General features: G+C 62.0%; 16 protein-coding genes. 2 read left to right on the forward strand and 14 right to left on the reverse strand.

Features of this window, described 5'->3' with window-relative positions; genetic code table 11:
* Positions 1 to 176: 176 nt before the first annotated feature.
* The 14 genes from ACSBOB_RS20365 to ACSBOB_RS20430 form a co-directional block, all read right to left on the reverse strand.
* Positions 177 to 974 (reverse strand): hypothetical protein, encoded by a 798-nt coding sequence (locus ACSBOB_RS20365; protein WP_442577903.1) that lies wholly within the window; start codon positions 972 to 974, stop codon positions 177 to 179.
* Positions 971 to 1,717, reverse strand: coding sequence for a hypothetical protein (locus tag ACSBOB_RS20370; RefSeq protein ID WP_442577904.1), 747 nt, complete (start codon positions 1,715 to 1,717; stop codon positions 971 to 973). Before ACSBOB_RS20370 ends, ACSBOB_RS20365 begins: the two co-directional genes overlap by 4 nt.
* Positions 1,718 to 1,730: 13 nt before the next feature.
* On the reverse strand, positions 1,731 to 2,192 hold the full coding sequence (locus ACSBOB_RS20375; protein ID WP_442577905.1) for a hypothetical protein: 462 nt from the start codon (positions 2,190 to 2,192) through the stop codon (positions 1,731 to 1,733).
* Position 2,193: 1 nt separating this feature from the next.
* Positions 2,194 to 2,913 (reverse strand): hypothetical protein, encoded by a 720-nt coding sequence (locus ACSBOB_RS20380; RefSeq protein ID WP_442577906.1) that lies wholly within the window; start codon positions 2,911 to 2,913, stop codon positions 2,194 to 2,196.
* Positions 2,910 to 3,377 carry a hypothetical protein gene (locus ACSBOB_RS20385; RefSeq protein WP_442577907.1) on the reverse strand — a complete coding sequence of 156 codons (468 nt, stop codon included), beginning with the start codon at positions 3,375 to 3,377 and terminating at the stop codon, positions 2,910 to 2,912. The genes ACSBOB_RS20380 and ACSBOB_RS20385 overlap by 4 nt, the downstream gene beginning before the upstream one ends.
* Positions 3,367 to 3,972 carry a hypothetical protein gene (locus ACSBOB_RS20390; protein WP_442577908.1) on the reverse strand — a complete coding sequence of 202 codons (606 nt, stop codon included), beginning with the start codon at positions 3,970 to 3,972 and terminating at the stop codon, positions 3,367 to 3,369. Before ACSBOB_RS20390 ends, ACSBOB_RS20385 begins: the two co-directional genes overlap by 11 nt.
* A complete protein-coding gene (locus ACSBOB_RS20395; RefSeq protein ID WP_442577909.1) occupies positions 3,950 to 4,354 on the reverse strand; it encodes a hypothetical protein in 405 nt (134 codons plus the stop codon). Before ACSBOB_RS20395 ends, ACSBOB_RS20390 begins: the two co-directional genes overlap by 23 nt.
* Positions 4,351 to 4,857 carry a hypothetical protein gene (locus tag ACSBOB_RS20400; protein ID WP_442577910.1) on the reverse strand — a complete coding sequence of 169 codons (507 nt, stop codon included), beginning with the start codon at positions 4,855 to 4,857 and terminating at the stop codon, positions 4,351 to 4,353. Before ACSBOB_RS20400 ends, ACSBOB_RS20395 begins: the two co-directional genes overlap by 4 nt.
* A gap of 312 nt (positions 4,858 to 5,169) precedes the next feature.
* Positions 5,170 to 6,339 carry an AAA family ATPase gene (locus ACSBOB_RS20405; RefSeq protein WP_442577911.1) on the reverse strand — a complete coding sequence of 390 codons (1,170 nt, stop codon included), beginning with the start codon at positions 6,337 to 6,339 and terminating at the stop codon, positions 5,170 to 5,172.
* Position 6,340: 1 nt separating this feature from the next.
* Complete coding sequence (locus ACSBOB_RS20410; RefSeq protein WP_442577912.1) at positions 6,341 to 6,616, reverse strand: hypothetical protein; 276 nt, start codon at positions 6,614 to 6,616, stop codon at positions 6,341 to 6,343.
* Between the two features lie 180 nt (positions 6,617 to 6,796).
* A complete protein-coding gene (locus ACSBOB_RS20415) occupies positions 6,797 to 7,039 on the reverse strand; it encodes a hypothetical protein (protein ID WP_442577913.1) in 243 nt (80 codons plus the stop codon).
* A complete protein-coding gene (locus ACSBOB_RS20420) occupies positions 7,039 to 7,260 on the reverse strand; it encodes a helix-turn-helix transcriptional regulator (protein ID WP_442577914.1) in 222 nt (73 codons plus the stop codon). The genes ACSBOB_RS20415 and ACSBOB_RS20420 overlap by 1 nt, the downstream gene beginning before the upstream one ends.
* Before the next feature lie 81 nt (positions 7,261 to 7,341).
* Entirely contained in the window at positions 7,342 to 7,857 is a 516-nt protein-coding gene (locus ACSBOB_RS20425; protein WP_442577915.1) for a hypothetical protein, read from the reverse strand.
* On the reverse strand, positions 7,857 to 9,242 hold the full coding sequence (locus ACSBOB_RS20430) for a tyrosine-type recombinase/integrase (protein ID WP_442577916.1): 1,386 nt from the start codon (positions 9,240 to 9,242) through the stop codon (positions 7,857 to 7,859). Before ACSBOB_RS20430 ends, ACSBOB_RS20425 begins: the two co-directional genes overlap by 1 nt.
* 736 nt (positions 9,243 to 9,978) lie before the next feature.
* Between ACSBOB_RS20430 and ACSBOB_RS20435 the strand changes: the two genes are divergently transcribed.
* Complete coding sequence (locus ACSBOB_RS20435) at positions 9,979 to 10,137, forward strand: hypothetical protein (protein WP_442577917.1); 159 nt, start codon at positions 9,979 to 9,981, stop codon at positions 10,135 to 10,137.
* Positions 10,134 to 13,187 (forward strand): glycosyltransferase, encoded by a 3,054-nt coding sequence (locus tag ACSBOB_RS20440; protein ID WP_442577918.1) that lies wholly within the window; start codon positions 10,134 to 10,136, stop codon positions 13,185 to 13,187. Before ACSBOB_RS20435 ends, ACSBOB_RS20440 begins: the two co-directional genes overlap by 4 nt.
* Positions 13,188 to 13,279: the final 92 nt, after the last annotated feature.

A 13,279-nucleotide genomic window follows, 5' to 3' on the forward strand; every position in this document is an offset into this window, starting at 1 on the left:
CGCTTTGCCTGCCGGGCCGTCCTCGATTATATTCCTGTCTGCCGGCAATGGCTGACCGTCAGGAGTGCGAAGCGAAAGTCCCTGGCTGGTATCTTGGATGGCGTTTAAAGCGTCAGAAGAGGATTCAGTCGTTGCCGGCAGTCGTGGACATCCGCATCCCGTGAAAATCCTCAGCGCTAAAACGCCGTTCCAATGAAATGGCGCTGGCCGTAGTCTTTCAAGCGACGCTTTCGCTGACGCTTCAGGTATCCGGGCGAAACGGCATCCTTGAGAGAGTTCAGGAACAGCCAGTCGAGCGCCGGCCTGACATAAAACAGGTTGGCGTAAAAGAACGGATTATTATTCAGCGCGAGATTGAGCGCATCGGCATAGGGCGCACGAGCTTCATCGCCCACGACCTTGCCGGCGATTGAATCCCGCGATTTCATTAGCATCTCGATCACGTCGGCGGCGGTACCGATCGTAGGCCCGGCGGCCGTTTCCAATATGCCGGCTGAGAACAGCGGATAGGCACCTTCGGCACTGCCCTCCGGCCGCCAGTCGGGATTGACCGCTGGCACGGTCCCGCGCCGGAAGAAGGGCGTAATCAGGTCGTACGCCATCTCGTCGTCGGTCGTGTCCATGCCGTCCGATTCAGGCGGCCTCTGCATGCCGACCACGGCATGAACAGCGGCCAGGGCCTCGGCCGGGACCGATATGACGGTCGGTGGATTGAGTTGCGCCACCAGGTAAACGCGATTGCCCTTCGCGGTCTCTTCCGTGCCGACAAAGAGCTTGACGACACCCTCCAGGCCTTGCCCCTGAAAATTGGCAGCCTGTCGGCGGAACGGGCCTTCCGGCTTGAAGGCCACTGCCACCAGGTCGCCCATCTCGATTGGCTTGGTGGCGTCCACATCGAACCACGACCCGGAGGGCGCCACCGCGCCAAGGCAGGAGCCGTAGCCTTGAAACCGATAATGGTGAGCATGGGTCATTGGAGAACCTCTTCCAGTACGTTGTCTGACACATCGGCGATTGACCGAATGAGCACTGGCTGGTCTTGGAACACGATGTAAACCGGATCGCCGCCCTCCTCATGGTAGGTAAAGCCACAAAACCCCGCATGGCGCGCGATCATTTCCAGAGGCATTCCGCGCCGTCTTGCACCCCTAAGCGCGGCACCCCGCAGTCGCATTTCGTTACCTTCAGCCATGAATCTTTGGAGCGGGGACACGCTGTCCATTGCTTGCTCAAATGCAGGGCGAACAGTTTCCGGCAATTCTTTCAAAGGTGCCTCCAAGGAGATGAAGGAGGCGAGGTCAGGAATTTCGACATCATACAGGAACCCTCTTGGTTCGACCCGGAGTCCTGATGCCGCCAGTTCCCTTACGGCGGGCTCCAGTGCGCGGAAATCGGCAACATCCAGGCCGTAGGGAGGGGGAAAAGACCGATCAAGAATCCGATCCAGGCAGGCGTTCATATCGCCTCGAAAGGCAACAATCTGGTTGTCCAGAAGCTTGTTTCCGGTCCCCCCATCCCGCTTGTTCAACGCAAGGTTCACACCCATCACCCAACCGCCATCGGAGAAGAAATCGAGGGCGCGGGCATATCTGATCGCATGCGCACGAGCCGCAGCAAAATAGAAGCCATGCCCGTAAACTTGCAGTCCTTCGCCTCTGCCGATCCAGGCGGGATCGAAGGCATCAAAGCGATACGGTGAGCCATGATAGACGATCATCGTATTTGACAACTCAGCCAAACCCGCCGGATCGCAGCTTCCCGAGGCCGGTTGCCGCCTGCCCGAAACTCCCGATGACCGAACCCATGAACGATGCCTTGCCCGAAGCCCGGCGGCCTCGTGCAGCATCGAACAAGCCGGTAGCGCGCGACAGCCCGCCATAGTTGACCGTCTGCGCATTGTATTCCGCCTCGCCTGCGGTGTCCGTCATCATCCGAACGATAGTAGGTGCGTCGGACCCTGCCCCGGCCCCGGAAGCCGCCGCCAACGCTTGCTGGCGCGACATGACCAGTTTCCCCTCGGTGCGCTTCTGCATAGCGTCACGCTGCGCCGCTGCCCGTTCCTCGGCGCCCTTGATTTCGAGTTGCTTCGCTTCGTAGTTGGCTTCGTTCTTCGCGGCCTGGCCCGCGCCGATCGTGCCGGCAACCGATGCGGCAGTTCCAAGCGCGCCGACAATCATTTCGATTCCAGACACGTCATGCTCCTTTCGCTACCACGCGCAAAATCGTCTGCGCCTCGTCTGGCCTTAGTTCCTCGAACCAGTCGAAAAACAGATCGGCATCGTCCCCAAGCTGCTCTTTCAGCCGCTCGACGCGCCGCCAGACGCAGGCGACGTTTCCGGCCGCATCAGCTCCCCACTCCGCCAGCAGTTCCGCGCCGACCGGATTGGACCCGAATTTCTTCAAGCCGGCCTCGTCAACCGGCGACACCCACGACGGCGGGCCGGCGGCGATCTCGTCATAGATTGCGTACCTCACACCCTCCGGCAGGCTGCGGTCGAACCACTCCATGAAAGCCCGTTGATGGCGATCGTCGCCCAGGTCGCGGACGATGCCACCAACACGCTCCTGCACCCGGCCAAGATGCAGCCGGAAACCGCCCATGTTGTCCCATTCATGGACCAGGCGCGCGCCCACCGGCGTGGCCGACATCAACTGCCGGGATTCGTCCGCGGCCATCGGGTCGAATGCCGGCCTTGTCCCCGTCTCGTCCCGGAGCAAGCCAAGATATTCGCGGTCCAGTCCCTCGGCGTAATAGCGGGAAATGTCCTCCCGCATCACGCGCTCTATTTCTCCCTTCCGGCCGGCAGCATCGCCACGCGAGGCAACGACATGGCCGCCGCCAGCCGGAAGGTTCTCCAATGCGCCACCACCAAGGCCTGGCGCGTCGGAAACCGGTACGAGTTCGCCGCTCACGCGCGGCGCCCGTAGAGGTTAACCAGATCGCGCTCGGCCAAGGTGGCGTTCGCCGTGACAGCCGTCATCAGGTGGCCGTCATGCTTGCGCTGGACCCGATAGCCGTTGCCGACCCACTTCACGCGGTACATGTCGTCCTCGAAGAACTTGTCGAAGCGCTCCGGGAACTGCGTTATGCGCGGCTTCGCAAGCACTGCCTGCTTCGCATCGGCTTCGGCAACGATGGCCTCCGCCACCCACGTTTCATCGAAGGCGACCAGGTAGACCGCATCATGTCTTGCGAGTGCGTTGCCACCCCGCTGGACCTTCCGCCACAGCCCCGGTTCCTTCAGATCGTCCGCAATCGCACCTTCAGGAAGCCGGACGAAGTAATGCCGGCGCGCGAAGCCGCCGTGATCGAGGGTGACGCGGGCCGGATCGATCGCCAGCGGCTCCGGCTTGCTCAGTACGTCTTCAGGCTGCATCGGGGTTTCCTTGTGTTGCGAGGTTGATTGCGGCTCCTACCAGCGTCGTTTCGGCCTGCCGCCACGGCACGCGATACATGCCACTGTCAGGAAAGCTGATTTGACCAAAGGCCCGGCTAGGCCCCGTCAACGGCAGGAAGGCCCAGGCCAGTCGGCATGACAGGCGGCGCTCGTAATCGTTGGCTTCGAGGTAACGAATTGGCCGGTGCCCGAGAACGCGCACGCTGGCTTCGATACCGGTGCCGGTCTCCAGCGCCTCCTTCAGCGCCGAAGCCAGTTCGTTGGCCGCACGCTCAGCCCGCTCGACGGCGGCCAGCCGTTTCTGCTCCTGCTTGCCTATTTTGCGCCGCATCTTCCTGTGCGCATCATCAACAGCCTTCGCAGCCACCTCCCGCTCACGCCGTACTGACTCAGTCTCAGCTACATTCAGCGCGGCTATCTCGTTCTCGGCTTCTGTCAGGCCACCATGGTCGAACGGCTGCCCGTCAAGCAGTGCCGCCCCCTGCTCGCGACGAAGATCGGCAAGGCGTTGGGTGGCAGCGGCAAGGCGCGCGCCTATCGATGCGGGCGCGTCAGGCGTCGGCAGGTTCTGCATTGGTAGCCTCCAAGGTGATTTCCTCGCCGATATGGCCAGAGATGCGCGCGAGCCCTGCGTCTTCGGCCAGCCGGGCAATTGGCTCGGCAATCGGCGTGCCGTCGTGAACGGCCTCCGAGATGGCGAAGGCGAGGGCGCGCGCGAGGTGGAAGTCGGGACGCTTGCCGGCGGCAGTGTTCGGATTGTCCATCGCAGACAGCAGGTAGCCGGACGTGGTTTCGGAAAAGGCCCGCCCGCGCGTGCCGAGGTCGTCGCCGAGACCGAGGAGGCGCGCGAGCTTCTCGTCCGCCTGCAGCGCGACGTGCGGCTGATCGAGGCGCATGGCGGCGGCGCGGACTTCCTCCAGGCGCGTGACGAAGGTGTGGCGCAGTTCGTCGTTCATGGCGCGCGCTCCACGTTGAGGAAGCGGGAAAGGGTTGTCACGTCCTTCGCGCGACGCTTCCAGCCAATCTTGTCGGCAGAGCGGTTGAAGCTGTTTGCCAGCGTGGCGACGGCAGCGGGATCTATCGGCTCACCCTTGAGCCAGCGCACACCCGCGTCGCGAATCATGGCAGCCGTCAGCGTCACGTTGTCGATGGCAAGACGCTCCAGAACGGAAAGATCGTCCTCCCCGCCAACATCGGCAAGCACGGCTTCCTTCGTCTCGCGAACGAACTGGCCCGCGCGCGTCCGCCCGTCGATGTCTTCAAGGGCCAGGAGGCGCACCTTGCCGCCTTTGGCCTGCGGTTCGTCGGGTATCGTGGCGCTATCTGCCGGCAATTGTTTCACCCTTGAAATCCTGCCTTCCGTTACCCTGTCGTTACCCATGTTAACACGATGCGCCGCATGATACGCTGGAAACTCTTGTAATTCAAGGCTTGCATGAATGATGAGCACCGGTTTCATTATCCTATGCTCTCGGGAAAACCACCCGAATCGTGGCACCGGCGGGCTTTGGAGAAAAAGACGGTGAAAGAGCGCGGGCACTCCCTGCGGCAAAAGCAGAGGTACCTATTTTGTGTCGACACGAAACAAATCTGCCCCTTCTGAGCGCGTGCGTCCGACCCCAAAGGAGGGCGCAACGCGCATATGGGTATAAGGGGAGTGTGCGTGAAGGGGGTTTGAAGGGGTTTGAAGCCCGTTTGAAGGGGGTTTGAAGGGTGGTTTGAACATAGGTTTGAAGGGGGTTTGAAGGGGGTTTGAAGATTACCGGACGGGTCATGACTGCACCTCGACCAGACGTTTGAGCGGGCGGGACTGCGGGCCAAATTCCTCAATCCTGATCTTGCCGGCGGCGAACAGTGCATTCATCGCCTGAGTGAAGGCCTTCTTCGTCACGCCCTCGCAACGGGTATCGGCGGCGAACACCTTGGGGGCGTAGTTGCCGGCCGGCGCATATCCAACGTGCCTGCCATCGGCATTGTAGGCGGCGAGCAGGCTCATGAAGACGCGCTCGGCCTTGTTCTGTGCCGACATGACCGTGCCGCTGTCCTGCCCTACTGCCGGGACGAATGTGCCCGCCTGCCAGCGCAGCCGGATTTCTTCGCCGAGCCGGGCATAGTTGCTTTTGACGACACGAAGGACGCGCAAGTCAGGATCTGGCTCGTCGTCGTCGGACCCCTTCACGCGATCGAGATAGAGGCGCGCGCGGACTGAATTGCTCCACGCCGTCGATCCGCTGCTACCGGAGCCGGTAGACATGCCGGCGAGGCTGGGATGAGCCAGGAGCAGGATCGTGACGCTATGGCGGATACAGAGGCCGCGGAGGAATCCGACAAACTGGCGCGCCTGTGCCCGATCGATCTCATTCCCGCCGAACGTGTCGGCGAGTGTGTCGATGACCATCAGTGACGGCTTCAGGTCGTGAAGCAGTTCCTCGACCCCGGCAAAAAGCTTCGTCTGCTTCAGCGTGTTCGTTTTGCCTTCGGAGACTGCGAGCTGCGCATCCTTGCCGGCGAGAGGCAATATCGTGAGGTCGTGCAGATCGGCGAGCGAGACTTGCGCGCCGGCAGCGATGTCGAACAGGCGCCGGTGAATCTCGTCCTTGTCGTCCTCGGCGGACAGATATACCGCGCGGCCCTGCTTGACGGCGCGTCCTGCCCAATAGCCCTTCGTGACCGTGGCAGCACAAAGTTGGAGCGCTAGGACGCTCTTGCCGACCCCGCCATCCGCACCGAGCGTGCATGGCACCTCCGCGGGGATTAGCCCATCGACGTGCCATTGGCGGGCCGGAACTTCCTTTCCGGCCAGCGTGTCCGCCGTGAAGGACTCGATACCGAGAATTCGACGCCGGTGCGCCTCCTTCCCTTCATAGTCGACGTGGCGATAGGTTTCCTCGTCGCGGTCCGCATTGGCGATCATGCGCGCGGCGATCTCGTCGGCGGCCATGCTAATAGCTCCGTCGCTGCTGGCGGCGCCACTCGACGGCGGCGGCGGTGATGTGGTTGGCGACGGCATCCACCTCTGGCGGCCGGCTGCGGCCCGCCCATGCGGCGAGGATTCCGGCGAGATCGGCGTAGCAGTCGTTCAGCGCCTCACAGTCGAAGCCGACTTCGTCGATTGCGATCGATCCGGCGAGCAGATGATTGCGTGCCCGCGTGACGTGGCGGACGGCACGCTCGACGAAAAGCTGTTCGACCGTGGCGGGATGGAGGTGAATGGTCATGCCACGCCCCCAATCCCTGCCAGGTGGCAGATGAGGCGCGCGCGGACCGGCGGCAGACGATACCGGCGGGCAATGATGGCGGCTATGTCTATTGCCGGGGAGGCTATGCTGCTGTAGGTTGCCGGTAGGATTTTTCTGCTTTTGAGGCCGGCCGGAATTTTTTCCGTGCCGGCTTTTTCTTTAGGAGGTCCCATCGGCGCCTCCTGCTTCCTCCGAAGCCTCGCGCCGCTCTTCCGGGGTGAGCCTCGACCAGGCGAGGTCCGCCGCCTCGTTGTAGACGGCGAGTGTCAGGCCGGCGAACAGGTCACGTATTTCATGACCAAGCCGGGGATGACGCGAACCCTCGCGCCAAAGCATCAGCATGGCGTCGGCGACGCGATCGATGTTGAAATAGGTATCGAGAGAGAACGGGTTGCGGGCCATTATGCGGCCTCCCGGCTCTTGGCGACCTGCTGCCGCTCCCAGGTTTCAAGTTCAGAAAGCCGCCAGAACCTGAAACGACCAAAATAAACGGGCTTGGGGAAGTTCATGCGCTCATCCGCCAGCCAGCGGTGCAGCGTCATGGACGACTTGCCGTAGCGTTCCCACACGCCGCGAGCAGGGAGATATTCCCGCTCTGGCCGGGGCTCTGTGGCGATGTTCATTTGATTACCTCGCGTTACTGAAGATAACGCGAGGTTACGGGTAATTACTCAAGCAAGCATTTGAGAAGAATGGAGACTCCGTTATTCTCCATTCGCTCCATAGGTCTCCTTGTAGCGGTCGACGAGGCGGCGAGCCAAGCTATCAGGGGTTCCAGCGCCCTTGATCTTGGCGATAAGGCTCATTGCCGCAGAGCGCGCAGACGGGTATTCCCCCCTCGAGATCAGATTGTGCATCTCTTGCACGAGCGGCGCGTCTGCGGCAGCGTAGCTCGTACCCTTGGGGCGGTGAGGAACCACCGGGGGAATTTCATCTCCGGTAGCCTTGCCTGGGGGGAACCCCTGTAACCAGTCCAAAAAACTTTGGTGATGGATGATGGTAAGGCTTTGCCTGTCCGCATCAGACGGGCCTTGCGGGGTGCGAGACGTAGACGGGAACAGCCGGCGTTCCTCATCGTGCACTTCTGTTGGAGAATGACCAATGCTGAAGTCACGACGAAGGACGGCTCCCCATAAGAGCGCCTTAGCGCGTGCGCCATTCAAGCCAAGTTTCACCTGGACGATCTCACAGGCCTCAGCAAAACCAAGCCACTCGACCATCACGCGCGCTCCGCATGGAGATAGGTAACGTTGCTGCGCACCCTCCCCTCAACCAGATCGGTGACGAAGCTAGCCCATGCGTCCAGTGCCGCCCGCTTCTCTTCATGAAAGTCATGCACCTGATAGACGCCCGCAATGCCGGCGAAGGATCCCGACAGATGGTTCAAAACCCGTTCGGTAACTTCCAACCGGACGCCGAGCCGCTGCATGCCGGCAGCGACGGTGCGCCGGAGATCGTGAACCGTCCATGGTGGGATATCTGCATCAGAATCCGATGCTTCTTTCATCAGCCGATCAACGCGCTGTTTCATCCGGGAAAACCCGCTGATGGAGCTCTCGCCGTCCGTGGTGAAGACGTAGCTCTTGCTGCCCTTTATGCGGGGCATAGCCTCCAAGAGCGCCATGGCGGCGGCAGAGAGCGGAACGGCGTGCGGAAGCCCGTTCTTCGCCCTCTCCTTTGGGATCGTCCATACTCGCTGTTCCATGTCGACTTCGCGCCACGTCATTTCGGAAACTTCCGTCCGGCGCTGACCCGTCAGGATCAGAAATTGAAGGAACGGGCCGAATGGTCCGCTTGGCCGGCGGCCACCGCCCTTGTGCTCACCTTCGTCATTTCGGTCGTATGCGTCGGCCGCCTGCCACAGCCACCGCAGTTCATCGTCGGTCGAGCCGGGAACATCGGTGCGGCGGATCAGGACGCGGTTGCGGCTGGCGTTTTCCTCGGAAGGCGGCTGCAAGCCCGCCATCGGCGAGACAGCCAGGATGTCCTTGCCGACACACCAGTTGAAAAACTTCCGCAACTCCGCGAACGCCCGATTGGCGCCGATAGGCGCAGTCTCCGCCATCCCCTCGACATAGTCGCGGATATCGCGGCGAGTGATCTCCTGCACGCGCTTCGTCGCCCATAAGACCGCAGGCTTGCCTTCGATGGTTTCCCACTCATCACCCTTAAGGCGCATGCCGAGCAGCCGCGCCTTTTCGGAGAAGTTCCGCCGTTTCGCCGCATACTCCCGGAGGTAGCGCTCGACCACGACGCGGAAATGGTCGCGTCGGCTGTCGTCGGCGTCCTTCACAAGCCTCTTGGCCGTCAGCTTTTCGGATGCTGGATCAGCGCCGCCGCGCACGCTGCCAAGGATGTCAGCAGCCTCGATCCTGACTTTCTTCAGTTCGGCGCCAGCCTTCGCAGGATCATCCCCGGCGAGATAGTTGCCGAGCGCCATCTTTCGCGGCTTGCCATTGTGGCGATATCGAACCGCCCATGACTTCCGGCCGGTCGGCTGCACGACGAAGTAGAGCCCGACCAGCACGCCATCGGGGATTTCCTGGCGTTTGTCGGGGTCTGGCTTGATCTTCGTAAGCGCCGCGCCTGTGAGTGCCTTTCCCATGGTTTTCCCCTCTGGGTAACAACAGGGTAACAAATTTGCGCGTTATGCGCCGTTACCCTGTGTTGCTAACTTAGGCACACACTTGCATGGAAAGCAAGGGTTTGAAAGGCTTTCCTGATGGTTAGATGTTCGGTTGTGTTAGCCTATGTGGGGCCATCGTACCGGTTTTGTAAACCGAAGGTCGCGGGTTCGATTCCTGCCGGGGGCACCATTTCGGAACGCGCCAACTCCCTATTTTCACGACTGAATTGGCGACATTTCGGTTCGTTGCGTTCACTTCGGGTTCGATCGGAAAAGGCGAGAAGGGCGCAGAAATCTGCCGGCCTGCGGCATCGTCGCGGCATCCGATAGGCCCAAATCACCCATGGACGTTGCCCAAAAGCTGCGCCGTCACTTCGCACCGGCCGTCTTCCGAGTGGACGTAGAGCGCCAAAATTATCTCGGGCGTCGAGTGCCCGAGCATCGTCTGCACATTCGAGGCTCTCGCAGCGGGATTGGCTGTATCGCAACAACAACCTCCCATCCGCGCTTCGGAGGGACAACCTTCGTGTCGACGACACCGAAAGCGCTCTTACCCGGAAGCTGCAATGCAGATAACAATTGCACGCAGATCGCCGGAGTGGGAAGTGATATGGCAGCCCCGCTTGAAGCAGCCTCAACCGACTGCCGATGGACCAGGACCCGTTGGCGAGAATGATTCGCGCTGCCTTCACCCAAATTCAAGAGTCAGTTCCGCATGGCTATTCACGCCGACGAAACGCAAATCTTTGATTCCGCAGCCTTGCGAAGCATTTTTCCTCCGGGCACAGATATCCTGTATCCCGGCAGCCGGGCCGAAGCGCGAGTAATTTTTGCTATCGACACGAAAGTAACTGAGCAGTTCCATAAAATATGAGTATAATATCAACGTCTTTCGGCGAAAATAACGATATTGACGATTCTGGAGGCGGAAATCTCTCAGTAAACGGCTGGAGCATCATCACCCAGGATGCCGGATTTTCAGCCGTGCTGTCCAGTTCTCAGCGAGGACTAGAACTTTCCGTTCCATCGGAAGCGAAGAATCTTCATTTGCAGGCGGGCCTTCCGATTCCGATCGAGGCCAGCGGGGCGTCGTTGCAGTTGTCCTGTTCGCTATATTCGCAAGAGCGTCAGCACTTGCGAAAGGCCTTGGCGGAGATTGCCGTGTTCCGGGTGAACAAAGCGGGACGCCAGGCTCCGCTTCTGCGTGTGTTCGACACGCTTCTGCGCGAGGAGGGCGTAGACGAACTGAGGGTGGAGGCAGCGGTTTCCTGGCCGCTGCGAGAGGCCGAGCATATCGTGTCGCTCCGCTTCAGGGCGGGCACGCCGGCTTTCACGATCTCGCGGATCGTCGTGTCGGTAGCGTCGCTGCCCGTCGCGAAAGCCGCTGTGCCGGTGCGGCGTCCCTGGCCAAGCGGCGGATCGGCGCCGGCGCAACTGCGCGCGGCCGTCGTCACGTGGGAAGTCGGCGACAATCCGTTCGGCCGCGCCCACGCCCTCGCCGACATGATCTTGCGCCGGCATGGCGTCGAAATCCTCGGCTCGGCCTTTACCAGGCCGGGCCAAGGGATCTGGGCGCCGCTCCGGGACACAGTCCTGCCGGTACGCAGCCTGCCCGGCGCGCCCATGAGCGAGTTCGTGCCCGCCGTTCAGGCGTTCGTGGAAGGCGCCACCTGCGACATCGTCCACCTGTCCAAATATCGATTCCCCGGCATGCTGATGGCGATGCTTCTGAAGCACCGCTTGGCCTGCCCTGTCGTGCTTGACCTCGACGACCGCGAAACCGCCTTCTTTCCTGAAGGAACCACGACGGCCCGTCTCGAAGACCTGGCCGCCGCGGGGGAAGTGCCTGCCGATCTCGGCGCGCCGAACGGCGCGTTCTGGACGGGAATCGCGGAAGGGCTCATACCGACATTCGAGGATCGGACCGTCGTGAACAAGACGCTGGGCGATCGCTTCGGCGGTCTCCTCGTTCGACATGCGCGCGACGAAACCGTTTTCTGCCCCGATCCGGTCCGTCGTCAGCGCGTTCGCTCCAAAATGCAGTTGACGGACGAGGATCGTGTCGTCCTCTTCGCCGGCACGCCCCGGCGCCACAAGGGCTTGGCGCGTTTGCTCGCTGTGCTGGACAGGCTTGCCGATCCGCGCCTGCTGCTTGTCGTCGCCGGCACCATCCACGACCGCGGCTTCGCGCGCGAACTGGCCGCGTTCACGAAGGCCAGGGTCAAATTCCTGCCCGACCTGCCCTTTTCGGAGTTGTCGGATCTGCTTCAATCGGCAGACGGGGTTTGCCTGCTGCAGGACAAGGAATCGCCGATCTCGGAATTCCAAACGCCTGCAAAACTGTCCGACGCGCTGGCGCTTGGCATTCCGGTGGCGATGTCGCCGGTTCCGTCGGTCGCGGACGCGATACAACAGGGGCTTGTCACACCGGTTGTCGACGATGATGACATCCAGGCTTGGCTGCTCGGCATCGCCGAAGGGCGGGATACCCCGGCCGACCGGCAACGCCGCCTCGATGGCTTCGACGCGGAGTTCAGTTACGGCGTGAACTGTGCCCGGATCGAGCGCGCCTTTTCCCGGGCGCTGTCGCGGCCCGTGACATGGAACGACGAGTGGACCCGCCTCTTCCGCGAGATCAATCGCCGGTTCGGTTCGGCCTTGCCGGAGGATCCTCCCGCATGGGCGCGCAAAGGCGCCATCACCGCCCCGGCGTTGCGTCGCAGACGACCGATCGATCTTGTCTGTTTCTGGAAACAGAACGACACGGGTATCTACGGCCGTCGCCACGACATGTTGCTGAAATACCTGCGCCAGAGCGAACAGGTCGGCACGATCGTTCAGTTCGATGCACCGGTGCGGGTGGACCGTCTGCGCAACGAGGAGCGTGCGGGCGCCGAATCCGCCTACCACCACGGCAAGCTGATCGCCGACGCCACTGCCCGCCGATTCCTCGAGATCGACGATAAGCCGGGTTTGGTGAAGCGGACCTTCGTCTACGGGCGGGAGCCGGGCGTCAGCTATCTCGGGCGCAGCCTGCCGAGGATCGAGGATTACCAGAGCTATGTCGCCGACACGATTGCCCGCCATTGCAGCGGTAACGTCGTCGGCTGGGCCTGGCCGGTTGCGCCGATGTATGCCGACATCGCCGAAGGGCTCGGTTTTGACCTCAGCGTGGTTGACCTGGTCGATGACCAGCGGGTGATGGTGCGCGACCAGGAGCAAGCCAATGAAGTGGAAGCGGTCTATCGCCAGACGCTCGCACAAGCCGATCTCGTGTTCGCCAATTGCGGAGCGGTGGGGGAGGCGTTCGCGCCGCTGAGTCCCGCGCCAATCCATGTCGTGCCGAACGCCTGCGAATTCTATGCTGCCGGTGGCCGCCGCCCCCGCGAACTGGAAGGCATCGACGGGCCGATCATCGGCTATGTCGGCAACCTTCGCTCGCGCGTGGACGTGACTCTTCTGGACGACCTGATTGGCCAGCGGCCATCCTGGACCTTTGTCGTGATCGGTTCGGCGCACGGCACCACCGACATTCTGGGCCTGCGGCGCCATCCGAACCTGCGCCTGCTCGGACCGAAAGTCTATGAGGAGGCCTTGGCGTTCATGCGCTGCTTCGACGTGGCCATCATGCCGCACCTGCACAACGCCGTCAGCGAGCGGATGAATCCGCTGAAGCTTTATGTCTATGTGGCGCTGGGTTTGCCGGTGGTGGCGACCGACGTCGCCAATATGGACGATCTGCGGGGCCGCATCGACATCGCCGGCAGTCCGGCGGACTTCCTTTCGAAGCTGGACTCGGCCGTGGCTCGGCGCGCCTTCACCGGACCGCACCAGCCGCGGACGGCCGAGGAGCTTTGGCCCATATCCTGGCCCAAACGGGTGGCCGATATGCTCGATCTCTGCAAGCAGGCGCTCAAGATTTGAGGGAAGCCCCAAAAGCCTATGGCGGGCCGTAGGCTTGCTTGGAACTGCGGACCGGCGCGCCAAAACAGGGGCCGGCTCCTACACAACAAGCC

It is taken from the genome of Mesorhizobium sp. KACC 23794 (genome assembly GCF_052180275.1).
Classification (GTDB): domain Bacteria; phylum Pseudomonadota; class Alphaproteobacteria; order Rhizobiales; family Rhizobiaceae; genus Kumtagia.